The sequence below is a fragment of the Streptomyces sp. NPDC022552 genome (assembly GCF_055561875.1).
Genome location: NZ_JBVHGJ010000005.1, coordinates 268888 through 292238, shown reverse-complemented (window position 1 = coordinate 292238; position 23351 = coordinate 268888). Strand labels below are relative to the sequence as shown.

At 68.7% G+C, this 23351-nt stretch carries 21 protein-coding genes and 1 tRNA gene; 9 read left to right on the top strand and 13 right to left on the bottom strand.

The window, feature by feature from the left end; genetic code table 11:
* Nucleotides 1–59 precede the first annotated feature (59 nt).
* The 11 genes from ACZ3OF_RS16905 to dnaA all read right to left on the bottom strand — a co-directional run bounded on the left by ACZ3OF_RS16905 (nucleotide 60) and on the right by dnaA (nucleotide 14685).
* On the bottom strand, nucleotides 60–1400 hold the full coding sequence (locus ACZ3OF_RS16905) for a hypothetical protein (protein WP_467305409.1): 1341 nt from the start codon (nucleotides 1398–1400) through the stop codon (nucleotides 60–62).
* 402 nt (nucleotides 1401–1802) lie between these two features.
* Nucleotides 1803–1937, bottom strand: coding sequence for a DLW-39 family protein (locus ACZ3OF_RS16900; protein WP_003958712.1), 135 nt, complete (start codon nucleotides 1935–1937; stop codon nucleotides 1803–1805).
* A 145-nt stretch (nucleotides 1938–2082) separates the two neighbouring features.
* Nucleotides 2083–2156: transfer RNA gene (locus ACZ3OF_RS16895), tRNA-Ile, on the bottom strand.
* Between the two features lie 97 nt (nucleotides 2157–2253).
* Nucleotides 2254–2925 (bottom strand): DUF3566 domain-containing protein, encoded by a 672-nt coding sequence (locus tag ACZ3OF_RS16890; RefSeq protein ID WP_467305247.1) that lies wholly within the window; start codon nucleotides 2923–2925, stop codon nucleotides 2254–2256.
* 3 nt (nucleotides 2926–2928) lie between these two features.
* Nucleotides 2929–5529, bottom strand: coding sequence for a DNA gyrase subunit A (gyrA, locus tag ACZ3OF_RS16885; RefSeq protein WP_361435363.1), 2601 nt, complete (start codon nucleotides 5527–5529; stop codon nucleotides 2929–2931).
* 41 nt (nucleotides 5530–5570) lie between these two features.
* Complete coding sequence (gyrB, locus tag ACZ3OF_RS16880) at nucleotides 5571–7619, bottom strand: DNA topoisomerase (ATP-hydrolyzing) subunit B (RefSeq protein WP_361670113.1); 2049 nt, start codon at nucleotides 7617–7619, stop codon at nucleotides 5571–5573.
* Nucleotides 7620–8061: 442 nt separating this feature from the next.
* The gene (locus ACZ3OF_RS16875) at nucleotides 8062–8619 is read right to left on the bottom strand and encodes a DciA family protein (protein ID WP_361670116.1); all 558 of its coding nucleotides are present in this window, start codon (nucleotides 8617–8619) and stop codon (nucleotides 8062–8064) included.
* Nucleotides 8620–8623: 4 nt separating this feature from the next.
* The gene (gene recF / locus ACZ3OF_RS16870) at nucleotides 8624–9745 is read right to left on the bottom strand and encodes a DNA replication/repair protein RecF (RefSeq protein WP_361670119.1); all 1122 of its coding nucleotides are present in this window, start codon (nucleotides 9743–9745) and stop codon (nucleotides 8624–8626) included.
* A 56-nt stretch (nucleotides 9746–9801) separates the two neighbouring features.
* Nucleotides 9802–10680, bottom strand: a complete 879-nt coding sequence (gene gnd / locus ACZ3OF_RS16865) for a phosphogluconate dehydrogenase (NAD(+)-dependent, decarboxylating) (protein ID WP_361435371.1) — start codon at nucleotides 10678–10680, stop codon at nucleotides 9802–9804.
* A 109-nt stretch (nucleotides 10681–10789) separates the two neighbouring features.
* The gene (gene dnaN, locus ACZ3OF_RS16860) at nucleotides 10790–11920 is read right to left on the bottom strand and encodes a DNA polymerase III subunit beta (protein WP_361435373.1); all 1131 of its coding nucleotides are present in this window, start codon (nucleotides 11918–11920) and stop codon (nucleotides 10790–10792) included.
* A 950-nt stretch (nucleotides 11921–12870) separates the two neighbouring features.
* On the bottom strand, nucleotides 12871–14685 hold the full coding sequence (gene dnaA, locus ACZ3OF_RS16855) for a chromosomal replication initiator protein DnaA (RefSeq protein WP_467305243.1): 1815 nt from the start codon (nucleotides 14683–14685) through the stop codon (nucleotides 12871–12873).
* 382 nt (nucleotides 14686–15067) lie between these two features.
* On the opposite strand from dnaA, the gene rpmH reads away from it, so the two are divergent.
* The 9 genes from rpmH to ACZ3OF_RS16810 all read left to right on the top strand — a co-directional run bounded on the left by rpmH (nucleotide 15068) and on the right by ACZ3OF_RS16810 (nucleotide 21848).
* Complete coding sequence (gene rpmH / locus ACZ3OF_RS16850) at nucleotides 15068–15205, top strand: 50S ribosomal protein L34 (protein ID WP_060891143.1); 138 nt, start codon at nucleotides 15068–15070, stop codon at nucleotides 15203–15205.
* 21 nt (nucleotides 15206–15226) lie between these two features.
* A complete protein-coding gene (rnpA, locus tag ACZ3OF_RS16845; RefSeq protein ID WP_361670128.1) occupies nucleotides 15227–15598 on the top strand; it encodes a ribonuclease P protein component in 372 nt (123 codons plus the stop codon).
* Nucleotides 15595–15921, top strand: a complete 327-nt coding sequence (gene yidD / locus ACZ3OF_RS16840) for a membrane protein insertion efficiency factor YidD (RefSeq protein WP_352187225.1) — start codon at nucleotides 15595–15597, stop codon at nucleotides 15919–15921. Before rnpA ends, yidD begins: the two co-directional genes overlap by 4 nt.
* A 3-nt stretch (nucleotides 15922–15924) precedes the next feature.
* Nucleotides 15925–17226, top strand: a complete 1302-nt coding sequence (yidC, locus tag ACZ3OF_RS16835) for a membrane protein insertase YidC (protein ID WP_361670131.1) — start codon at nucleotides 15925–15927, stop codon at nucleotides 17224–17226.
* A gap of 13 nt (nucleotides 17227–17239) precedes the next feature.
* Complete coding sequence (locus tag ACZ3OF_RS16830; protein WP_361670134.1) at nucleotides 17240–17752, top strand: Jag family protein; 513 nt, start codon at nucleotides 17240–17242, stop codon at nucleotides 17750–17752.
* Nucleotides 17753–17867: 115 nt separating this feature from the next.
* Entirely contained in the window at nucleotides 17868–18584 is a 717-nt protein-coding gene (rsmG, locus tag ACZ3OF_RS16825) for a 16S rRNA (guanine(527)-N(7))-methyltransferase RsmG (protein ID WP_361670137.1), read from the top strand.
* A gap of 290 nt (nucleotides 18585–18874) precedes the next feature.
* Nucleotides 18875–19951 (top strand): ParA family protein, encoded by a 1077-nt coding sequence (locus ACZ3OF_RS16820; protein WP_361670140.1) that lies wholly within the window; start codon nucleotides 18875–18877, stop codon nucleotides 19949–19951.
* Nucleotides 19948–21054 carry a ParB/RepB/Spo0J family partition protein gene (locus ACZ3OF_RS16815; RefSeq protein WP_361670142.1) on the top strand — a complete coding sequence of 369 codons (1107 nt, stop codon included), beginning with the start codon at nucleotides 19948–19950 and terminating at the stop codon, nucleotides 21052–21054. The genes ACZ3OF_RS16820 and ACZ3OF_RS16815 overlap by 4 nt, the downstream gene beginning before the upstream one ends.
* 176 nt (nucleotides 21055–21230) lie before the next feature.
* A complete protein-coding gene (locus ACZ3OF_RS16810; protein ID WP_467305235.1) occupies nucleotides 21231–21848 on the top strand; it encodes a GNAT family N-acetyltransferase in 618 nt (205 codons plus the stop codon).
* An 80-nt stretch (nucleotides 21849–21928) separates the two neighbouring features.
* Here the strand turns inward: ACZ3OF_RS16810 and trxA are convergent, their stop codons facing one another.
* Together trxA and trxB are read right to left on the bottom strand one after the other, a co-directional pair.
* Nucleotides 21929–22264: a thioredoxin gene (trxA, locus tag ACZ3OF_RS16805; RefSeq protein ID WP_352187218.1), complete on the bottom strand. Its 336-nt coding sequence runs from the start codon at nucleotides 22262–22264 to the stop codon at nucleotides 21929–21931.
* A gap of 47 nt (nucleotides 22265–22311) precedes the next feature.
* Nucleotides 22312–23286 (bottom strand): thioredoxin-disulfide reductase, encoded by a 975-nt coding sequence (trxB, locus tag ACZ3OF_RS16800; protein ID WP_361670148.1) that lies wholly within the window; start codon nucleotides 23284–23286, stop codon nucleotides 22312–22314.
* Between the last annotated feature and the right edge of the window lie 65 nt (nucleotides 23287–23351).

The window sequence follows — 23351 nt, the reverse complement described above, 5'->3', positions numbered from 1 at the left end:
CGACCGCCCGACCGCCGACCGCCCGACCGGCCCGACCGCCGGGCGCCCGGCCCGCGGCGCTACCAGGCCGTCGGAGGACCGAACTGCGGCGGACCGTCCTGCGACCCGACCCGCGCCGCGTCCCGTGCGGCCCTGCGCCGCCCGGCGAGCGTCCACACGCCGAGGCCGGCGACCAGCACCGTCCCGGCGCCGATCCCGGCTGCCGCGACGAGCGCCATGCTGTCGCTCTTCTCCGCCTGCGGCCCGCTCGCGCCGCTGGCGGCCGCCTCCCGGTCGTCGGCGGTCACCTTGAACGGCCCGGCGTCCCCGTCGTACGCGGGACCCGCCTTCGCCGTGCCGGTCACGCTCACCCGCAGGGTCAGCGGCACCGGCTTGTCCCCGTACGCCTTGGCGATCTCCGGGCTGAGCGTGGCCGAGAGGTAGTACCAGCCCGCGAACCGCATGGCGTTGGTGTAGCTGTTGGAGGAGTAACGGTTCTCGAAGGCGACCGGCCGGTGCGGGTCGATGGCCAGCGTCGCCGGCTTGCCGTCGTAGCTGACCGTGTCCTGGTCGACATGGCCGCGCGCCGGGTTGTCGAGCGAGACCACCAGCGCGTTGCTGACGTACTCCGTGGTGCCGGTGGCGCTGCTGCCCAGCTCCGCGGTGGTGAAGATCTGCTGACCCCAGTCGACGGGCACCCGGTAGAACAGCGTCTCCCCGGGCTTGATGTCGGCGCGCCATTCGCCCTGCCTCAGCGAGATGGCGTCGTGAAACCCCGCGCCGCCCTGGCGTTTCTGCGGGCCGCCGCCGGGCGGCGGGGGCGAGGCGGAGGGCCAGTTGTCGGGCAGCTCGGTGGGGCCGGTCCGCTTCACGCCCGGCTCGGAGACGTACCGGATCTCCAGCTCCCAGTCGTCGGGCGCGGAGACGGCCTTCGACGTCCGCTCGACCAGGACGTAGTAGGCGCCCGCCTGCTGGCAGGTGGAGCTGTCGGCCTCGATCGTGCGGTGGGCGTAGGCGGTGATGGGCCGGGTGAACGAGGCGGACTCGAAGGAGGAGTCCTGGTAGCCGCACTGCGCGGCGGAGCCGTCCTGGAGGCTGACCTTGATGCCGTCGCCGTACTCCGCCTTGCCGCCGGCCCTCGGCACGGCGACCACCGACACGTACGCGTTCTGCTTGTCGTCGAGGTCGACCCGGTAGTAGAGCTTGCCGTCCTTCTTGATGCTGTCCCGGTAGCTCTGACCCGCCTTCAACTGCCGGGCGTCCAGGCTGGTGGCGGCACCCTTGACCGGCGTGGCCCCGCTGTCGAAGGCGTAGGGGCTCCCGTCGGCCGCCCACGACGTCCCCGGCGGTGCCAACGCCGTGAACGCCGCCGCGGCGACCAGGCACCCGGCCGCCCGCGTCGTGCCACCCCACGTTCTCAAGCGCCGCGTCTCCACGCGCTGCGTCACGCGCTGCGTCTTCACGCGCCTCTCCTCGTGTCCGTCGCTGTCCCGCCCCGTAGCCGCCTCACGAGCACACCGCCCCCGCGATCGGTACGACGGCTCCGCCGCCCGCCAGGGCGGCCCCGGTGACGGTCCATCCTGCCCCGCGCGTCCCTCCGCTGTCTGCGCGCACCGAGCCTTCGCCCCGCTTGTCCCGCTTTTCCGCCACCGGCGCCGCCCCGTGCTCGGACACCGCCCGTTCCCCGCCGACACGCAACTTTGCTCTCGCAACTTAGTGATTTGCTGAGGTGAACTCAAGGGTGCGGCGTCACGGTCCAGAAACAGCGCGAAGCCCCGGCCGCTCGAACGCGGCCGGGGCTTCGCCCTCAGACAGTGTGCGACTCAGACACCCGAACCTGCGGGCACGGAGTCGGTCGCCTCCGTCCACAGATCCTGCTCGGCGCGATCCGCCTGGATCTGGCGGTACACGAGGAGCCCGCCGATGGCGGCCAGTGCGACCAGGAGAAGCTTCTTCACCGCGCGACCTCGTCTTTCGTTGACGTAGGAGACTTCTGACGCCCACTCTACACACCGACCGATACCGATCGGTGACCTGACCCGGGCCCGTCGCACGAAAAGCAATCGGCCCGAACGGGTGAACCGTCCGGGCCGATCAATACTGTGGGGCTAACAGGATTTGAACCTGTGGCCTCATCCTTATCAGGGATGCGCTCTAACCAACTGAGCTATAGCCCCGCCGCGCTCTGCGGTGTGTGTCCCGCGCGCTGACTCCTGAAGATTAGCGCACGTGGGGGCCAGTCCCAAAATCGGTTCCTTCAGGCCCCCACACAGCTCATTCGTCCTCAGCCAGCGTCAGCTCCACGCCGCCCACGAAACCGGCCGACAGGTTGTAGATGAACGCGCCCAGCGTCGCCAGCGCGGTCATCAGGACCACGTCGATCACGGCGATCACCGAGGTGAACATCAGCACCCGCGGCAGCGACAGAAACGACTGCAGATCGAAGCCGTTGGACTCGTTCGAGCCCGTCGCCTCGCTGATCGTGCCGCCGACGGTCGAGAAGACGCCCATGGCGTCCATGACCATCCACAGCACCGAAGCGGCCACGATCGTGCAGATGCCCAGCGCGATGGAGAGCAGGAAGCTCACCTTCATCACCGACCACGGGTCGGCCTTGGCCACCCGCAGCCGCGCCTTACGCGTACGGGGCGTGGTGCGCGCCCCCGTACGCGGACGGCGCACGGCGCCGGTGTTCTGACCACCCCCGCCCGCGGCCGGCGCCTGAGCGCCGTACGCCTGCGGCGGGTGGTAGGGCCCGCTCGGCTGCTGCGCGCCGGCGCGCTCGCCGGGCAGCGGCCCGTTGTACGTCTCGTACGAGGGCCCCTGCCCTCGGGTGTCCGTCACCGCAACCCCCTGGGAGTCCGTGGCGGAGCCACGGGCACCGTTCGCTCCAGCACCAGCAGAAGCTCCGGCAGCCGCCGAACCGGCGCCCGTGGCTCCACTCACGCTCTACTCCTCGTGCTCCCCGGCCGAGGGCTCGGTGCCCTCGGCTGCCTCGACCGCGGTCGCGGCCTCGACGCCTTCGCCGTCCGCGGCAGCTTCGACCTCTTCGGCCTCGCTGCCCGCCTCGGCGTTCCGCGCGATACCCACGACGGCATCCCGCTTCCCCAGGTTGATCAGCTGGACGCCCATGGTGTCACGGCCGGTCTCCCTGACTTCGTTGACTCGCGTACGAATCACACCGCCGGACAGCGTGATGGCGAGGATCTCATCCGTCTCCTCGACCACCAGAGCGCCCACGAGAGAACCACGGTCCTCCACGATCTTGGCGGCCTTGATACCAAGGCCACCGCGACCCTGGACGCGGTATTCGTCGACGTTCGTCCGCTTCGCGTACCCACCGTCGGTGGCGGTGAAGACGAACGTACCGGGCCGGACGACATTCATCGAGAGCAGCTCGTCGCCCTCGCGGAAACTCATCCCCTTCACGCCGGACGTGGCCCGTCCCATCGGACGCAGCGCGTCGTCCGTCGCGGTGAACCGGATCGACTGCGCCTTCTTGCTGATGAGCAGCAGATCGTCCTCGGCCGAGACCAGCTCGGCGCCGATGAGCTCGTCGTCGCTGCCGTCCTCCGCCTCGCGGAGGTTGATCGCGATGACACCGCCGGAACGCGGCGAGTCGTAGTCCTTCAGCGCGGTCTTCTTCACCAGACCGGCCTTCGTGGCGAGCACCAGGTACGGCGCGGCCTCGTAGTCGCGGATCGCCAGGATCTCGGCGATCTGCTCGTCCGGCTGGAAGGCCAGCAGGTTGGCGACGTGCTGGCCGCGCGCGTCCCGGCCGGCGTCCGGAAGCTCGTACGCCTTCGCCCGGTAGACCCGGCCCTTGTTGGTGAAGAACAGCAGCCAGTGGTGGGTCGTGGACACGAAGAAGTGGTCGACGATGTCGTCCTGCTTCAGCTTCGTGCCGCGGACGCCCTTGCCGCCGCGCTTCTGCGAGCGGTAGTCCTCGGTCTTCGTCCGCTTCACATAGCCGCCACGCGTGATGGTGACGACGATGTCCTCCTCGGCGATCAGGTCCTCGATGGACATGTCACCGTCGAAGGGCACCAGCTTGGAGCGGCGGTCGTCGCCGAACTTCTCGACGAGCAGCGCCAGCTCCTCGCTGACGATCTGCCGCTGACGCTCCTCGGAGGCGAGGATCGCGTTGTACTCGTTGATCTTCGCCTGGAGCTCGTCGTGCTCGGCGACGATCTTCTGGCGCTCCAGGGCGGCGAGCCGGCGCAGCTGCATCTCGAGGATGGCGTTGGCCTGGATCTCGTCGATCTGCAGCAGGCCCATCAGGCCCTCGCGCGCGACCTCGACCGTGTCGCTGCGGCGGATGAGCGCGATGACCTCGTCGATCGCGTCCAGCGCCTTGAGCAGACCGCGCAGGATGTGGGCGCGCTCCTCGGCCTTGCGCAGCCGGAAGCGGGTCCGGCGCACGATGACCTCGATCTGGTGCGTCACCCAGTGGCGGATGAACGCGTCCAGCGAGAGCGTGCGCGGCACACCGTCGACGAGCGCCAGCATGTTCGCGCCGAAGTTCGTCTGCAGATCGGTGTGCTTGTACAGGTTGTTGAGGACGACCTTGGCGACGGCGTCGCGCTTGAGCACGATGACGAGGCGCTGACCGGTACGGGACGAGGTCTCGTCGCGGACGTCGGCGATGCCGCCGATCTTGCCGTCCTTCACCAGGTCGGCGATCTTCTGCGCGAGGTTGTCCGGGTTGGTCTGGTACGGAAGCTCCGTGACCACCAGGCACTGGCGGTTCTGGATCTCCTCGACCTCGACGACCGCGCGCATCGTGATCGAGCCACGGCCGGTGCGGTACGCCTCCTCGATGCCCTTGCGGCCCACGACCAGCGCGCCCGTCGGGAAGTCCGGGCCCTTGATCCGCTCGATGAGCGCGTCGAGCAGCTCCTCGTGCGTGGCCTCCGGGTGCTCCAGCGCCCACTGGGCACCGGCCGCGACCTCGCGCAGGTTGTGCGGCGGGATGTTGGTCGCCATACCGACCGCGATGCCGGCCGAGCCGTTGACCAGCAGGTTCGGGAAACGCGCCGGCAGGACCGTCGGCTCCTGGTTGCGGCCGTCGTAGTTGTCCTGGAAGTCGACGGTCTCCTCGTCGATGTCCCGGAGCATCTCCATCGACAGCGGCATCATCTTGCACTCGGTGTACCGCATGGCGGCGGCCGGGTCGTTGCCCGGGGAACCGAAGTTGCCGTTGGAGTCCACCAGCGGCATCCGCATCGACCAGGGCTGGGCGAGGCGGACGAGCGCGTCGTAGATGGAGGAGTCGCCGTGCGGGTGGTACGTACCCATGACGTCGCCGACCACGCGGGCGCACTTGTAGAAGCCCTTCTCGGGCCGGTAGCCGCCGTCGTACATCGCGTAGAGCACGCGCCGGTGCACCGGCTTGAGGCCGTCCCGGACGTCGGGCAGCGCACGCGACACGATGACGGACATCGCGTAGTCGAGGTACGAGCGCTGCATCTCGGTCTCGAGCCCGACAGGCTCGATCCGCAGCACCGGCTCTTCTTCTTCGGTCGTCACAGGGGGGTTCTCGTCGGCCATTGCTGGTCGTCAGTCCTTTCTTACGGTCAGCTGAGGCCGACTCAGATGTCGAGGAAGCGAACGTCCTTGGCGTTGCGCTGGATGAACGAACGCCGCGCCTCGACGTCCTCACCCATCAGCACCGAGAACAGGTCGTCGGCCTGGGCCGCGTCGTCCAGGGTCACCTGGCCGAGGACGCGGTGGTCCACGTCCATCGTGGTGATGCGCAGCTCCTCGGCGTTCATCTCGCCCAGACCCTTGAAGCGCTGGATCGAGTCTTCCTTGATCCGCTTGCCGTTCTGCTTGCCCAGCTCGACCAGCGCGTCCCGCTCACGGTCCGAGTACGCGTACTCGAAGTCGTCCCGGCCCCACTTGATCTTGTAGAGCGGCGGACGGGAGAGGTAGACGTGACCGGCCTCGACCAGCGGACGCATGAAGCGGAAGAGGAAGGTCAGCAGCAGGGTGTTGATGTGCTGACCGTCGACGTCGGCGTCCGCCATCAGGATGATCTTGTGATAGCGGAGCTTCTCGATGTCGAAGTCCTCGTGGACCCCGGTGCCGAAGGCCGAGATCAGCGCCTGGACCTCGGTGTTCTGCAGGATCTTGTCGATCCGCGCCTTCTCGACGTTCAGGATCTTGCCTCGGATCGGCAGGATGGCCTGGTACATCGGGTTACGGCCGGACTTGGCCGAGCCGCCGGCGGAGTCACCCTCGACGATGAAGATCTCGCACTGGGTGGGGTCGTTCGACTGGCAGTCGCTCAGCTTGCCCGGCAGGGACGCCGACTCCAGCAGACCCTTGCGGCGGGTCAGGTCACGCGCCTTGCGGGCCGCCACGCGCGCGGTGGCCGCCTGGATCGACTTACGGATGATGTCCGCGGCCTCGACGGGGTTGCGGTCGAACCAGTCGTTGAGGTGCTCGTGGACGATCTTCTGGACGAAGGTCTTGGCCTCCGTGTTGCCCAGCTTCGTCTTCGTCTGGCCCTCGAACTGCGGCTCACCCAGCTTGACGGAGATGATCGCCGTCAGACCCTCGCGGATGTCCTCACCGGTGAGGTTGTCGTCCTTCTCGCGGAGCAGCTTCTTGTCGCGCGCGTACCGGTTCACCAGACCCGTCAGCGCGGCGCGGAAGCCCTCTTCGTGCGTACCGCCCTCATGCGTGTGGATCGTGTTGGCGAAGGAGTACACACCCTCGCTGTACTGCGAGTTCCACTGCATCGCGATCTCGACCGAGAGCATCCGCTCCTTGTCCTCGGCCTCGACGTCGATGACGGTCGGGTGGATCAGCTCGCCCTTGCGCGAGTTGAGGTACTTCACGAAGTCGACGATGCCGCCCTCGTAGTGGTACTTCACCGTGCGCGCGGCCGGCTCGGCGGCGGCCTCGGCGTCCGGGTCGTCGGCGCCGACCGTGGCCTTCGCGGACTCGCGCTCGTCGGTGAGCGTGATGGTGAGGCCCTTGTTGAGGAAGGCCATCTCCTGGAAACGGCGCGAGAGCGTCTCGAAGGAGTACTCGGTCGTCTCGAAGATGTCCGGGTCGGACCAGAACGTGACCGAGGTGCCGGTCTCGTCGGTCTCCTCGTGCTGGGCGAGGGGAGCGGTCGGGGCACCCAGCTTGTAGTCCTGCGTCCAGCGGTGGCCGTCGGTCTTGATCTCCACCGAGACCTTGGTGGAGAGGGCGTTGACGACGGAGACGCCGACGCCGTGCAGACCGCCGGAGACCGCGTAGCCGCCGCCGCCGAACTTGCCGCCCGCGTGGAGGACCGTCAGCACGACCTCGACGGCCGGCTTGCCCTCGGAGGGGACGATGCCGACGGGGATACCGCGCCCGTTGTCGACGACGCGCACGCCGCCGTCGGCCAGGATCGTCACGTCGATGGTGTCCGCGTGGCCGGCCAGGGCCTCGTCGACGGAGTTGTCGACGACCTCCTGCACCATGTGGTGCAGTCCTCGTTCACCGGTCGAGCCGATGTACATGCCGGGTCGCTTGCGGACCGCGTCCAGACCCTCGAGGACGGTGATCGCGCTGGCGTCGTACGACGCAGCGTTGGCGGACGGAGTGATCTCGTTGGGGTTGCCGGAATCGGCCACGAAGCGCCCTTTCTGGCACAGCACAGGCCGTTCTCCGGGCATACGGGAGCGGCTGCGTCGTTCGACTTGTTCCGCGGGGTGGCGGGATTACCCACCAGTCTACCGGTAGCGCCGACACGAATGGGGGTTTGCCGGTACCTGAGTCCGCATGTGCCGCCCTCAGCGGGAGCGAGACGACTCCCCATATCAGGGGAGGGGCTCCAAAGGGCTCTGACGGCCACCCAGCGCTTCGAGTCGTAGCGCGGCGTGGGCATCGCCACGGCGACCGGCGTGGGCACGGGTTCTCCACCCGCCCGCCCCCGTCGCGGGCAATCGTTCCGCGGGGCCGGGGGTCCCCCAGGACGAAGTCCGGGGGACGGTGGTCACAACGCACAGACCGGCGCCTTCGCTCGAACCCGCACCCGAGTGGCCCCCGCACCACGCGTACCTGTCCCGCCCGGCGCTCCAGCCGTACGTGTCCCCCGGCCTAGCCGTACGTGTCCCCCGGCCCGACGGACCCGGGCGCCCGAAGCGGGCCGTAGCCCTTGCGCGGCCCCCCGGGCCCCAGGACCTTGATCACCCGTACCGTCCCGTGCCCCAGGTCCTCGTTCAGCCGCGCCACCAGCCGCGGCGCCAACAGCCTCAGCTGCGTCGCCCACGCCGTCGAGTCGCACTGCACGGTGAGCACCCGCTCCTCGGGGTCCTCGTCGTACTTCAGCGGCTCACAGTGTTTGGCCAGGTCCTCGCCCACGATCTGCGGCCAGCGCCCCATGACCCCGCCCACCGCCGCCGGGGCCTCCCAGCCGCGCTCGGTGATGAGCCGGTTGATCGCGGCGCCCAGACCGACCGGGTCCCGCCCGTCGGCGTGCGCGCCCGAGCGCAGCCCGCCGCCCCGGCGCGCCTGCTTCTTCTGCTGGGCCGCCGCGCCCCGCGCCTTCGCCTGCTCCTTCGCGGCGCGCAGCGCCACCCGGGCCAGGTCGACGCCCGAGGGCTCGGGCGTCCTGGGGGCGGCGCCGTCCTGGCCGGCGGCCTCGTTCTCGCTCACGACCTCACAGCCTCTCCACCGAACCCCCCGCGACCCCGTACCGAACCCCCGCGAGCACCCCCGGCACGTCGTCGTCGACCGCAGCCGTCACCAGCACCTGCTCGCCCGGGGCCACCAGCTCCGCGAGCCGCTCCCGCCGCCGCGCGTCCAGCTCGGCGAAGACGTCGTCGAGGACCAGTACCGGCTCGTTGCCCTCCGCCCGCAGCAGGTCGTACGAGGCGAGCCGCAGCGCCAGCGCGTACGACCAGGACTCCCCGTGACTCGCGTACCCCTTCGCCGGCAGGTCGCCCAGCTTGAGCGCCAGCTCGTCCCGGTGCGGGCCGACCAGCGTCACACCCCGCTCGATCTCCTGCTTGCGGACCTCCGCGAGTGCGGCGATCACCTGCTCGTACAGCTCCTCGCGGGTGTGCCCGGGGCCCGGCGCGGACGGCCGGTACTCCAGCAGGACCGGTCCGCCGCCCGGCGCCAGCTGCTCGTACGCCTTGTCGGCCAGCGGCTGCAGCACACCGATCAGATCCAGCCGCTGCGCGAGCAGCTCGGCGCCCGCCCTGGCCAGGTGCTGGTCCCAGACGTCCAGCGTCGACAGGTCCATGCCGCGACCGCCGTGCCGCCGTGCCATGGCCGCGGACTTCAGCAGGGTGTTGCGCTGCTTGAGGACGCGGTCGTAGTCGGAGCGCACGCCCGCCATGCGTGGCGAGCGCGCCGTGATCAGTTCGTCGAGGAAGCGCCGGCGCTCCCCGGGGTCGCCCTTGACCAGGGCCAGATCCTCCGGAGCGAACAGCACGGTCCGTACGATCCCCAGCACGTCACGGGGCCTGACCTGTGAGGACCTGTTGATACGGGCACGGTTGGCGCGGCCCGGGTTGAGCTCGAGCTCGACCAGCTGGGAGCGCTCGCCCTGGGTGACCGCGGCGCGGATGATCGCCCGGTCCGCTCCCATCCGTACGAGCGGGGCGTCCGAGGCGACGCGATGGCTGCCGAGCGTGGCGAGATAGCCGACGGCCTCGACCAGATTGGTCTTGCCCTGGCCGTTGGCGCCCACGAAAGCGGTGACGCCCGGGTCGAGCGGGACCTCGACCCGGGCGTAGGAGCGAAAGTCGGCCAGCGACAGATGCGTGACGTGCATGGTGTGCGCCGACCTTCCCCCGGCTGCTGTGCACCGAGCGGTGCACAGCCTGTGGACTACTTCTTGGACTCGACCGCGTGGCCACCGAACTGGTTGCGCAGCGCGGCGATCATCTTCATCTGCGGGGAGTCGTCCTGACGCGAGGCGAACCGCGCGAACAGCGAGGCGGTGATCGCCGGCAGCGGCACCGCGTTGTCGATGGCGGCCTCGACGGTCCAGCGGCCCTCGCCGGAGTCCTGTGCGTAACCGCGGAGCTGGTCCAGGTGCTCGTCCTCGTCCAGCGCGTTCACGGCCAGGTCGAGCAGCCAGGAACGGATGACCGTGCCCTCCTGCCACGAGCGGAAGACCTCGCGCACGTCGGTGACGGAGTCGACCTTCTCCAGGAGCTCCCAGCCCTCGGCGTACGCCTGCATCATCGCGTACTCGATGCCGTTGTGGACCATCTTCGCGAAGTGGCCCGCGCCGACCTTGCCCGCGTGGACCGCGCCGAACTCACCCTCGGGCTTCAGCGCGTCGAAGATCGGCTGGACCCGCGCCACGTGCTCGGCGTCGCCGCCGTACATCAGCGCGTAGCCGTTCTCGAGGCCCCACACACCGCCGGAGACACCGCAGTCGACGAAGCCGATGCCCTTGGCGGCGAGCTCCTCGGCGTGCTTCTCGTCGTCGGTCCAGCGAGAGTTCCCGCCGTCCACCACGATGTCGCCGGGGGAGAGCAGGTTCGCCAGCTCGTCGACGGTGGACTGGGTCGCGGCACCGGCCGGAACCATGACCCACACGACCCGCGGACCCTTCAACTTGCCCACAAGCTCTTCCAGGCTGTGGACATCGGCGAGGTCCGGGTTGCGGTCGTATCCGATGACGGTGTGGCCTGCGCGGCGGATGCGCTCACGCATGTTGCCGCCCATCTTGCCGAGACCGACGAGACCGAGCTCCATCAGAGATTCCTTAAGCGTCGTGTGCGGTGTACCCGGGTCCGAGCCTACGCCCGGACCCCGCTGCACACCTGTGGGGTCAGCCGCTCAGTCGACGGCCGCCCGAGCACACTCAGCCGCTGAGCCGCACCGGCATGATGAGGTACTTGTAGGCCTCGTCCGCCTCCGCGTCGACGGCGGGCTTGCCGCTCAGGAGCGCGGGCTTGGTGGACGTCGTGAAGGAGAGCTGGGCGACCGGGGAGTCGATCGCGCTCAGGCCGTCCAGCAGGAACGTCGGGTTGAAGGCGATCGAGATGTCGTCGCCGTCCAGCTGCGCGTCCACACGCTCCACAGCCTGTGCGTCGTCGCTGGAGCCGGCCTCCAGGATGAGCACGCCCTGCTCGAAGCTGAGCCGGACCGGGGTGTTGCGCTCGGCCACCAGGGCCACACGCTTGACGGCCTCGACGAACGGCGCGGTCTCGATCACCGCGATCGAGTTGAACTCGGTGGGGAAGAGCGTCCGGTACTTCGGCAGGTCGCCCTCGAGCAGCCGGGTGGTGGTGCGGCGGCCGGCGCCCTCGAAGCCGATCAGGCCCTCGCCCTTGCCGGAGCCCGAGAGCGCCAGGGTGACGGTGTCGCCGCTGGTCAGCGCCTTGGCGGTGTCCAGCAGGGTCTTCGCGGGCACCAGGGCGACCGCGGAGGCGTCGGGCGACTCCGGCTTCCACAGGAACTCGCGGACCGCGAAGCGGTAGCGGTCGGTGGAGGCGAGGGTGACCGTGTCGCCCTCGATCTCGATGCGCACACCGGTGAGCACCGGCAGAGTGTCGTCACGGCCGGCGGCGATGGCGACCTGGGCGGCGGCGGAGGCGAAGACCTCACCGGGCACGGTGCCGGTCGCGGTGGGCATCTCCGGCAGCGCCGGGTACTCCTCCACAGGAAGGGTGTGGAGGGTGAAGCGGGAGGAGCCGCAGACCACGGTCGCCCGTACACCGTCTGTGGAAATCTCGACGGGGCGGTTGGGGAGGGCGCGGCAGATGTCGGCGAGCAGGCGGCCGGAGACCAGAACGGTGCCGTCCTCCTCGATCTCCGCCTCGACGGAGACACGGGCCGAGACCTCGTAGTCGAAGCTCGAGAAGCTCAGCGCGCCGTCCTCGGCCTTCAGCAGAAGGCCCGCGAGTACGGGCGCCGGCGGACGGGCCGGAAGGCTACGGGCCACCCAGGCCACCGCCTCCGCGAGTACATCGCGCTCCACCCGGATCTTCACCGGAACCGCCTCCTGCTGTTGCTGGCTCTTCGTCGACTGCGGGACCCAGTCTGACGTACGCCGCCGACACTCGGTGCGGCTCGGGGTCAAGTCGCGACAAGAGGTCGAGGAGGCTCCCGGCTCGAGTTGTGCACAGGCCCCACTTCGAAGCGGATTCCGGGCTAACTCTAGGTGGGAGTAGTAGTAGGGCCTGTGGAAACCGTGGATAACGCCATATGCGCAGGTCAACCTCGGTTTTTTGTCCACCGCCCCTGTGGGTGGCACCGGTGGACAACAGGGGTTCTCTGTGGACGCCCGAAAGTTCTGCACACCCGGTACACAGGCCACGGGGACTTCTCCCCAGCGCTGTCCCCAGCTTTACCCGTGTTCCCCACAGCCCAACCGTCTCCCTTGGTGTGACGGCTTTCACTCGACGCGGTGACCCCGGGCGTTTCGTTGCCGAACAGTGGACAGGGGTGTGGAGAACTTGTGGGCAACAGACCCACCCCTGTGGGTTGCCAGTGGACAACCAACAAGACCCCCTGTGGACGAAAGATTCGTCCACAACCTGTGGATCAAGGTTGCCAACAAATCCACACCCCTCTGACCTGGGATCTTGATCGCCGGCCCACCCAGCCTGTGGAGAGGATTCGGATAACTCCGGAGTCCCCACCCTGTGGACGGAAGATCATCCCGCAATCTGTGGAGAACGCGCCACCGCACCCAAGAAATCGAACAGCCCGGCCTGCGCACAGGCGTGTGGCCGCCGCCGGAGACCGTCTCAGGGCATGCGGAAGGACGCCGCGGAGCGCCCGGACGACCGTCCCGGGCCCTCGGGACGGTCGCTCCGGAGCACGCGGAGGACCGCTCCGGAGCATGCGGAAGGGCGCCCCGGGAGGTGTCCCGGAGCATGCGGAAGGGCGCCCCGGGAGGTGTCCCGGAGCGCCCTTCGACGGTGTGGAGCGGCTCTCTCAGCCGTTCTTGATGCGGTTGGTGAGCTCGGTGACCTGGTTGTAGATCGAGCGGCGCTCCGCCATCAGCGCGCGGATCTTCCGGTCCGCGTGCATGACGGTCGTGTGGTCGCGGCCGCCGAACTGCGCGCCGATCTTCGGCAGCGACAGGTCGGTGAGCTCACGGCACAGGTACATGGCGATCTGCCGGGCCGTCACCAGGACGCGGCTGCGGGAGGATCCGCAGAGGTCCTCGACCGTGAGGCCGAAGTAGTCGGCCGTGGCCGCCATGATCGCGCCGGCCGTGATCTCCGGCGCCGAGTCCTCGCCGCCGGGGATCAGGTCCTTGAGGACGATCTCGGTCAGCCCCAGGTCCACCGGCTGCCGGTTGAGGCTCGCGAAGGCCGTGACACGGATCAGCGCGCCCTCCAGCTCACGGATGTTCCGTGAGATCCGGGAGGCGATGAACTCCAGTACCTCCGGCGGGGCGTTGAGCTGCTCCTGCACCGCCTTCTTGCGGAGGATCGCGATCCGCGTCTCCAGCTCCGGCGGTTGTACGTCGGTGGTCAGACCCCACTCGAAGCGGTTGCGGAGCCGGTCCTCCAGGGTCATCAGCTGCTTGGGCGGCCGGTCCGAGGAGAGAACGATCTGCTTGTTCGCGTTGTGGAGCGTGTTGAAGGTGTGGAAGAACTCCTCCTGCGTCGACTCCTTGCTCGCGAGGAACTGGATGTCGTCGACGAGCAGGATGTCCACGTCGCGGTAGCGCTTGCGGAAGGTGTCGCCCTTGCCGTCGCGGATCGAGTTGATGAACTCGTTGGTGAACTCCTCGGAGCTCACGTACCGCACGCGCGTGCCGGGGTAGAGGCTGCGCGCGTAGTGCCCGATCGCGTGGAGCAGGTGGGTCTTGCCGAGGCCCGACTCCCCGTAGATGAAGAGCGGGTTGTACGCCTTCGCCGGCGCCTCGGCCACCGCGACGGCGGCGGCGTGCGCGAACCGGTTCGAGGAACCGATGACGAAGGTGTCGAAGAGGTACTTGGGGTTCAGGCGCGCGTGCTGCTCGCCGGGTGCGCCGGAGCCGGACCCCTGTCCGGAGGCCGCGCCGGTGCTTCCTCCCCCGTGGCCTCCGTGTCCACCGGGGCCGCCGTGTCCACCGGGACCACCGGGACCACCGGGACCGCCGTGGCGCGGCCCGGATCCGGGCCGAGGCGTGTCGGGCAGCTCGGCCCGCTCCGGTCGCTGCGGCTGGTCGTAGGCGGACGGCCGCTCGTCGTACCGGGGCTGCTGGGGCTGCTGCGGGCGCGGGCCCGTGTACGGGTCGCGTTCCTGGAAGGAGCCGAGGCGCGGCTGCTGCCAGGAGAGGTCCTCCTGGGTGCGCGGCCAGGAACCCGGGTCGGGGCGCTGCTGCTGGTAGTCCGGGTAGGCGGGGCGCGCGGTGGGCAGGCCGTCGTCCGGCAGGGGCCGGTGGCCGTAGCCGTCGTACTTCTCGTACGTCTCCGCCGGCGGCCGCTCGTCGTAGCGGGGCGGCTGCTGCTGGACCGGGGGCGCGAGCGGGGTCGGCTCGCCGACGGAGTCGTCGACGGTGATCGCGATCCGGATCGGGCGGCCGCACTCACGGCTGAGCGTCTCGCTGATGAGCGGGGCGAGGCGTCCTTCGAGGACGCGTTTGCCCCATTCGTTGGGGACGGCGAGGAGTGCGGTGTCGGCCACCAGCGCGAGCGGCTGGCAGCGCTCGATCCACTGCTTGTCCTTGGGCTCGATGCCCTGTTGGCCTTCTCCGAGGAGGTGCTCCAGCACGCGTGGCCACACTGCGGCAAGATCGGCAGGTACGTCAGCCACAGGGCACGCTTCCTCGTTGGTCCCACGAATGTGTGGTTCTCGGGACGGTAGGTCGATGTCCGTCAGGACAGGTAAGGACAGAACGGAAAAAAGATTTAGGAGTCCAGCCACGGTAGTCGTGGCGGATGACCTGGTTCAAGTTGTTGTCCACAGCCTGTGCACAATGGACCCCGGTGATCGGTCGGTTTGACCGGATGGCGTAGCCGCGCGTACCGTAACCAGGTCGAGTTGTCGATGGCTGCTGCCGCCTGCCTCCGATGGGCAAAGATCACGGTCTGTGATCGTGAAGCGGTGCACTCGGGCGTATTGCGAGCTACTCGTGGGCGCACGGTGACAGCCAGGCGATGTCCCGCCATCTACGAATCATTTCTGGAGCCCCCGAGTGAGCAAGCGCACCTTCCAGCCGAACAACCGTCGCCGCGCCAAGACCCACGGCTTCCGCCTGCGCATGCGTACGCGTGCCGGTCGCGCCATCCTGGCGAACCGCCGTTCCAAGGGTCGCTCGAGCCTGTCGGCCTGATCCGCTTAAACAGGTCATGACGTGCTGCCTACCGAGAATCGGCTGAGGCGGCGCGAGGACTTCGCAACCGCGGTACGCCGAGGGCGCCGGGCCGGTCGCCCGCTCCTCGTCGTCCACCTACGCAGCGGTGCAACGGACCCGCACGCGCCTGGGGAGAGCGCTCCCCCGACGCGTGCGGGTTTCGTCGTGAGCAAGGCCGTGGGCGGTGCGGTCGTACGCAACCAAGTGAAGCGACGCCTGCGCCATCTCGTCCGCGAACGACTGTCCGAGCTGCCCCCCGGTAGCCTGGTGGTCGTACGGGCGTTGCCCGGAGCCGGTGACGCCGATCACGCACAGCTGGCCCGAGACCTCGACGCCGCTCTTCAGCGGCTCCTGGGAGGGGGCGCGCGATGAAGTACCCGCTGCTGGCTCTCATCAAGCTGTACCAGTGGACGATCAGCCCTCTTCTGGGGCCCGTCTGCCGGTACTACCCGTCGTGTTCCCACTATGGATTCACGGCCATCGACCGGCATGGCGCGATCAAGGGCACTGCCCTGACCGCCTGGCGCATTCTGCGGTGCAATCCGTGGTCGCCCGGCGGCGTGGACCACGTACCCCCGCGCAAGCGTCCTCGCTGGCATGAACTGCTGCGGAACGCGCTGCGCGGCGACAAGGGCGGGTCCCCCGCCGAGACGAGCCCGGCCGCAGAGACTTCGCCCAATGCTCAAGGAGCCTGATTAGTGGACACGATTGCCAATTTTTTCAGCTTCATCACCACACCTGTCTCATGGGTGATCGTCCAGTTCCACAAGCTGTACGGGGCGATCTTCGGCCCTGACACGGGCTGGGCCTGGGGCCTGTCGATCGTGTCCCTCGTGGTGCTGATCCGTATCTGTCTGATCCCGCTCTTCGTGAAGCAGATCAAGTCGACGCGGAACATGCAGGCGCTCCAGCCGAAGATGAAGGCGATCCAGGAGCGCTACAAGAGCGACAAGCAGCGTCAGTCCGAAGAGATGATGAAGCTGTACAAGGAGACGGGTACCAACCCGCTCTCCTCGTGCCTTCCCATCCTGGCTCAGTCGCCGTTCTTCTTCGCTCTGTACGCGGTGCTCTCGCACATCGCCGAGGGCAAGACGATCGGTGTCATCAACCAGTCGCTGCTGGACAGCGCCCGTCAGGCACACATCTTCGGCGCTCCGCTGGCGTCCACCTTCACGGACAGCGCCGCCGAGGTCGCCGCTCTCGACGCGTCGCTGACCTCGGTCCGTATCGTCACCGCGGTCATGATCGTCCTGATGTCGGCCTCGCAGTTCTACACGCAGCGCCAGCTGATGATGAAGAACGTCGACCTCTCGGTGAAGACGCCGTACATGCAGCAGCAGAAGATGCTCATGTACATCTTCCCGCTGATCTTCGCCGTCATGGGCATCAACTTCCCCGTCGGCGTCCTCGTCTACTGGCTGACCACGAACGTGTGGACCATGGGCCAGCAGATGTACGTGATCAGCCAGAACCCGACTCCGGGCAGCAAGGCCCAGGACGCCTACCTGCAGCGACTGCTGAAGAGCGTCGGTGCGCACGGTGAGGTCCGCGGCCGTCGCCGGAAGAACGTGGTCAAGGCGATCGTCGCCAAGGGCAGCGACCGGAACGAGAACGAGCGCCGCTTCTTCGCGGGTCTGAGCAAGGCCGGCTTCGCCGCCCAGGCCGACGGCACCGTGATCAAGGGCGACACCGTCACCGCCGAGGCCGAGGGCGGTGCCGCGGTCAGGCGTCAGCAGCCCAAGCGCCAGACCAAGGCGAAGCGTCAGGCCGCGGCTCAGCACGGCACGGCCAAGGGTGCCGAGGAGGCCGCCGACTCCGTCGAGGTCACCGAGGAGCCCACCACGTCGCTGGAGAAGAAGCCGCAGGACGAGGTCAAGGAATCGGCGCAGGGCGACAAGCCCGCGCGGCCGAGCCGGGCCAACTCCGGGGGTTCCCGCCAGGGCAAGTCCGGTCAGCGCAAGGGCCAGCAGCGCCCGAAGCACCCGTCGTCCAAGAAGTAGAAGGAGTCCATCCGTGACGGAAGGCACCACCTCCGCCGCCGCAGAGGGTGGCGACACCCTGACCCGCCTGGAGCAGGAGGGTGAGATCGCGGCCGACTACCTCGAAGGTCTGCTCGACATCGCCGACCTGGACGGCGACATCGACATGGACGTCGAGGCGGACCGGGCCGCGGTCTCGATCATCAGCGACTCGAGCGGTCGTGACCTGCAGAAGCTCGTGGGCCGTGACGGCGAGGTGCTGGAGGCGCTCCAGGAGCTGACCCGCCTGGCCGTGCACCGGGAGACCGGTGACCGGAGCCGGCTGATGCTCGACATCGCCGGGTTCCGCGCCAAGAAGCGTGCCGAGCTCGCCGAGATCGGCGCCAAGGCCGCGTCCGACGTGAAGTCGACCGGTGAGCCGGTCAAGCTGGACCCGATGACCCCGTTCGAGCGCAAGGTCGTGCACGACGCGGTCGCCGCCGCCGGTCTGCGCAGCGAGTCCGAGGGCGAGGAGCCGCAGCGCTTCGTCGTCGTACTCCCTGCCTGACCCCTCTCGCAGTGTCGGCCCCGTCTGCTCGCAGGCGGGGCCGATCTTGTCAGCCTGATAGTCAGCCACCACAGTGCGCTCGCACCCATGTGTGCGGTGCGGAAGGACGGTTCCCGTGACGGAGGCAGCGGAGCTCCCCCCTGCGCCCGAACAGGCGCGGACGGTATTCGGCGAGTACTTCCCGGAGGCCGTCCGCTACGCGGAGCTCCTCGCGGACGCGGGCGTCAAGCGCGGGCTGATCGGCCCGCGTGAGGTACCTCGTCTCTGGGAGCGGCACCTGCTGAACTGTGCGGTGCTCTCCGAGGTGGTGCCCGAGGGTGTCACCGTGTGCGATGTCGGCTCGGGGGCCGGGCTGCCGGGCATCCCGCTGGCTCTGGTCCGTCCGGACCTGAAGATCACGCTCCTGGAGCCGCTGCTCCGGCGGACGAACTTCCTCCAGGAGGTCGTGGAGCTGCTGGGCCTGGACCATGTGACGGTGGAGCGGGGCCGCGCCGAGGAGATGCTCGGCAAGCTCCCTCCGGTGCATGTCGTGACGGCGCGTGCAGTGGCGCCGCTGGACCGGCTGGCCGGCTGGGGCGTTCCGCTGCTGCGTCCGTACGGGGAGATGCTGGCCCTCAAGGGCGACACCGCGGAGGAGGAGATCGACGGAGCCCGTGCCGCGCTCTCCAAGCTGGGTGTGGTGGCCACGTCCGTGCTCCAGGTCGGCGAGGGGATCGTGGACCCGCTGTCGACCGTCGTACGCGTGGAGGTCGGCGAGAGCCCGGGCGGTGTGAGATTCGCCGCGAAGCGCGCCAAGGCCGCCCGCCCGAGCAGGACCCGGCGCCGCCGCTGAGCTGTCAACGCGGCGTATATAAGCCGTCAACACTGCGCAACTGATCCGTACAAGCTGCCATACGTACGTATTTCGGGAGTGTCGAACGGTCCTGGGTCGACTGCGCGTGCATCGTGTTTCACGTGAAACGTCGCTCATTGCTGCAGGGGATCATCAGCCGCGGCCGCGCGGCTGCCACGCCCCGGGACCGCAAACCCCTCGCGAAACCGCTCGCGAGGGGGACGGGATTGTCCACAGAGGTGGATTCATCCACAGAACCACGGGCCTCGCTGGTTCACGACCCCGAAAGCATGGCAGGCTCTGTCCATCGCGAGCCTGAAGCCGAGGAGAGTGAATCCTTGCGGTCCGACGCCAACATCGCGGGACCGATGACCGATCCGGTCCCCGGTCCCCGAACCGAATCGGCGGGGGAGGATGTTTCACGTGAAACACCGCCCCCGATGGACGACACCCCCATCGGTCGTGCTGCCCAACTGGCAGTAGAGGCGCTGGGTCGTGCCGGCGAGGGTCTTCCCCGGCCTGCCCAGACACGCGTGATGGTGGTGGCCAACCAGAAGGGCGGAGTCGGCAAGACGACCACGACGGTCAATCTTGCTGCTTCCCTGGCGCTGCACGGCGCCCGTGTGCTGGTCATCGACCTCGACCCTCAGGGCAATGCCTCGACGGCCCTCGGTATCGACCACCACGCCGAGGTTCCGTCGATCTACGACGTCCTCGTGGAGAGCAAGCCGCTCTCCGATGTGGTGCAGCCCGTGCGGGATGTCGAGGGTCTCTTCTGTGCCCCCGCCACCATCGATCTCGCCGGTGCGGAGATCGAGCTCGTGTCGCTGGTGGCGCGAGAGAGCCGGCTCCAGCGGGCCATCCAGGCGTACGAGCAGCCGCTGGACTACATCCTCATCGACTGCCCGCCCTCGCTCGGTCTCTTGACGGTCAACGCCATGGTGGCCGGCGCCGAGGTACTGATCCCGATCCAGTGCGAGTACTACGCGTTGGAGGGTCTGGGCCAGCTCCTGCGGAACGTGGACCTGGTGCGTGGGCACCTCAATCCCACGCTGCATGTCTCGACGATCCTGCTCACCATGTACGACGGCCGGACGAGGCTCGCCTCGCAGGTCGCCGACGAGGTGCGCAGCCACTTCGGCGAGGAGGTGCTGCGGACCAGCATCCCGAGGTCCGTGCGCATCTCGGAGGCGCCGAGCTACGGACAGACCGTCCTCACCTACGACCCGGGCTCCAGTGGTTCGCTGTCGTATCTCGAGGCGGCCCGTGAGATCGCGCTGCGAGGTGTCGGTATTCACTACGACCCGCAGCACGGACACATGGGCAACCAGAACAGCCAGCACAGCATGTCGGAGGGGATCCAGTGAGTGAGCGACGTAGAGGGTTGGGGCGTGGGCTCGGTGCGCTGATCCCCGCTGCTCCCCAGGAGCGGCAGACGCCGACCGCCGGTGTGGGGGCGGGTTCTGCCTCTCCCGGGGCCGTTCCGGCGTTGTCCTCGGACCGAGGGGTGGCCGCCGCGAAGGTGGCGACCCTGCCACAGAGCCCGCAGTCCCCGGACTCCGTGGTGCCGGTCGTAGAGGCCCCCGTTGTGGTGGAGCCGGAGTCTCCGGCCGGTGCGCACTTCGCCGAGCTGCCGTTGGACTTCATCACGCCCAACCCGAAGCAGCCGCGTGAGGTCTTCGACGAGGACGCTCTGGCGGAGCTGGTCACCTCCATCAAGGAGGTCGGCCTGCTGCAACCCGTCGTCGTACGCCAGCTGGGTGCCGAGCGCTACGAACTGATCATGGGCGAGCGCCGCTGGAGGGCATGCCGTGAGGCCGGCCTGGAGCGCATCCCCGCGATCGTCCGGGCCACGGAGGACGAGAAGCTTCTCCTGGACGCGCTCCTGGAGAACCTTCACCGGGCGCAGTTGAACCCGCTGGAAGAGGCTGCCGCTTACGACCAGCTGCTGAAGGACTTCAACTGCACCCACGACCAGCTGGCCGACCGGATCGGGCGCTCGCGTCCGCAGGTCTCCAACACGCTGCGTCTGCTGCGGCTTTCCCCTCCGGTCCAGCGTCGGGTCGCCGCGGGTGTGCTCTCCGCCGGCCATGCACGTGCCCTGCTCTCCGTGGAGGACCCGGAGACGCAGGACAAGCTGGCGTACCGGATCGTGGCCGAGGGGCTCTCGGTCCGTGCGGTCGAGGAGATCGTGACGCTGATGGGCTCCGAGCCCACGGCCACGACCAAGTCCAAGGGCCCCCGGGCCGGGGCGCGTGTCTCCCCGGCGCTGACGGACCTGGCCTCGCGGCTCTCGGATCGCTTCGAGACGCGGGTGAAGGTCGACCTCGGTCAGAAGAAGGGCAAGATCGTCGTCGAGTTCGCCTCGATAGACGATCTGGACCGGATCCTCTCGACCCTGGCACCCGGTGAGGGCCGTGTCATGGATCAGGGGAGTTCCGAGCAGAGCGACGAGGACGTCGAGGGCTGACCGCGCCGACGGTTTCCGCGTCGATCTCCGTGACCCCAGGGCGGGCCGTGATCCGGTGAAAGCCGGAACACGGTCCGCCCTTTGCCTGCGAGCGGTATCGCCCTGATCGCCCCATCGATACGATTCTGGGAGGGCGTATCCGTACTGCGAAGGCCGTGGGAAGCGAGGGAACAGCCGTGGGGCGTCGGCTCGTACCGCTCACTCTGGACAACCTTCCTGACCTCCCCAAGCGATGTCGCTCCTGTGTGTTCTGGGAGCTCGACCCGGTGAGCGGGGAAGCGGCGGTGAAGGCGGGCCGGCCGGAGCTGGAGAAGGAGGCCTGGATCTCGGCGGTGCTCCTGGAGTGGGGGTCCTGCGGGCGCGTGGTCTATGTCGACGAGGTGCCCGTCGGCTTCGTGCTGTACGCGCCTCCCGCCTATGTGCCGCGCTCCATGGCCTTCCCCACGAGCCCGGTCTCCGCGGACGCCGTCCAGTTGATGACGGCCTGGATCATGCCGGGTTATCAGGGGCAGGGGCTCGGCCGGATGATGGTGCAGACCGTCGCCAAGGATCTGCTGCGACGCGGCTTCAAGGCGATCGAGGCTTTCGGGGATGCACGGTGGAAAGAGCCGGCCTGTGTGCTGCCGACCGACCACCTCACGGCGGTGGGTTTCAAGACCGTGCGGCCCCACCCCGCGTATCCGAGGCTGAGGTTGGAGCTGAGGACGACGCTGTCGTGGAAGGAAGACGTGGAGCTGGCACTGGACCGACTCCTGGGCGCCGTCCAGAAGGAACCGGCGCTACGGCCGCTCTGACCGAGCCACTCCGACCGTCATGACAACGGCCCGCCTCCCTGAGGAGGCGGGCCGTCGGTGTTTCACGTGAAACGGGGGTGTCAGGCAGTGGCCTCGACGAAGCCCTCGAGGTCGCGGAGGAGCGCGGCCTTCGGCTTGGCACCGACGATCGTCTTCACGACCTCGCCGCCCTGGTAGACGTTGAGCGTCGGGATGGACATGACGCCGTACTTGGCAGCCGTGGCCGGGTTCTGGTCGATGTTGAGCTTCACGATCTCGATCTCGCCGTGCTCAGCGGCGATGGCCTCCAGCGACGGGGCGATCTGGCGGCACGGACCGCACCACTCGGCCCAGAAGTCCACCAGGACGGGCTTGTCGCTCTTGAGGACGACCTCGTCGAAGTCGGCGTCGGTCACGTTCTTCAGGGTGCCGGCCACGGCAACCTCCCTTTAACTTTGCGGGGTGTGAGTGGTGAGGATGGGGGTCAGACCGCGGGGGTCTCGGCGAGCTTCTCGCTCTTCTCGCTGTCGGCGAGGGAGGCGAGGAAGCGCTCGGCGTCGAGTGCCGCGGAGCAACCGGTGCCCGCAGCGGTGATCGCCTGGCGGTAGGTGTGGTCGACGACGTCACCGGCACCGAAGACACCGGCGAGGTTGGTCCGCGTCGAGGGGGCATCGACCTTGAGGTAGCCCTCCGCGTCCAGCTCCAGCTGGCCCTTGAAGAGCTCGGTGCGCGGGTCGTGGCCCACGGCGATGAACAGACCGGTCGCCGCCAGTTCGCTGGTCTCGCCCGTCTTGGTGTTGCGCAGCGTCAGGCCGGAGAGCTTCTGGTCTCCGTGGATCTCGGCGACCTCGCTGTCCCAGGCGAACTTGATCTTCGGGTCGGCGAAGGCGCGGTCCTGCATGGCCTTGGAGGCGCGCAGAGAGTCACGGCGGTGGACGATCGTGACGGACTTGGCGAAGCGCGAGAGGAAGGTGGCCTCCTCCATCGCGGTGTCACCGCCGCCGACGACGGCGATGTCCTGGTCACGGAAGAAGAACCCGTCGCAGGTGGCGCACCAGGAGACTCCGCGTCCGGACAGCTCGTCCTCCTTGGGGAGACCGAGCTTGCGGTGCTGGGAGCCGGTGGTGACGATGACGGCCTTGGCGCGGTGCACAGTGCCGGCGGTGTCCGTGACGGTCTTGATGTCGCCGGTCAGGTCCACGGCCACGATGTCGTCGGGCACCAGCTCGGCGCCGAAGCGCTCGGCCTGGGCACGCATGTTGTCCATCAGGTCGGGGCCCATGATGCCGTCACGGAAGCCGGGGAAGTTCTCCACGTCGGTCGTGTTCATCAGGGCGCCACCAGCGGTCACGGCACCCTCGAAGACCAGCGGGTTCAGCGACGCACGCGCTGTGTAGAGCGCAGCGGTGTAACCCGCGGGCCCGGAGCCGATGATGATCACGTTACGGACGTCGCTCACGGGTTTCTTCCTCGTCTCTGCGGACTGCCTACTGCCTACGGGGCGGTCGTATCGGTGACTCTCAC

What these genes read in the sequence shown, in the direction of transcription:
- gyrA (WP_361435363.1), bottom strand. Translation starts at nt 5,529, where the DNA reads ATGGCCGACGAGAACCCCCCTGTGACGACCGAAGAAGAAGAGCCGGTG.
- recF (WP_361670119.1), bottom strand. Translation starts at nt 9,745, where the DNA reads ATGCACGTCACGCATCTGTCGCTGGCCGACTTTCGCTCCTACGCCCGG.
- gnd (WP_361435371.1), bottom strand. Translation starts at nt 10,680, where the DNA reads ATGGAGCTCGGTCTCGTCGGTCTCGGCAAGATGGGCGGCAACATGCGT.
- yidD (WP_352187225.1), top strand. Translation starts at nt 15,595, where the DNA reads ATGAAGTACCCGCTGCTGGCTCTCATCAAGCTGTACCAGTGGACGATC.
- ACZ3OF_RS16820 (WP_361670140.1), top strand. Translation starts at nt 18,875, where the DNA reads ATGGCAGGCTCTGTCCATCGCGAGCCTGAAGCCGAGGAGAGTGAATCC.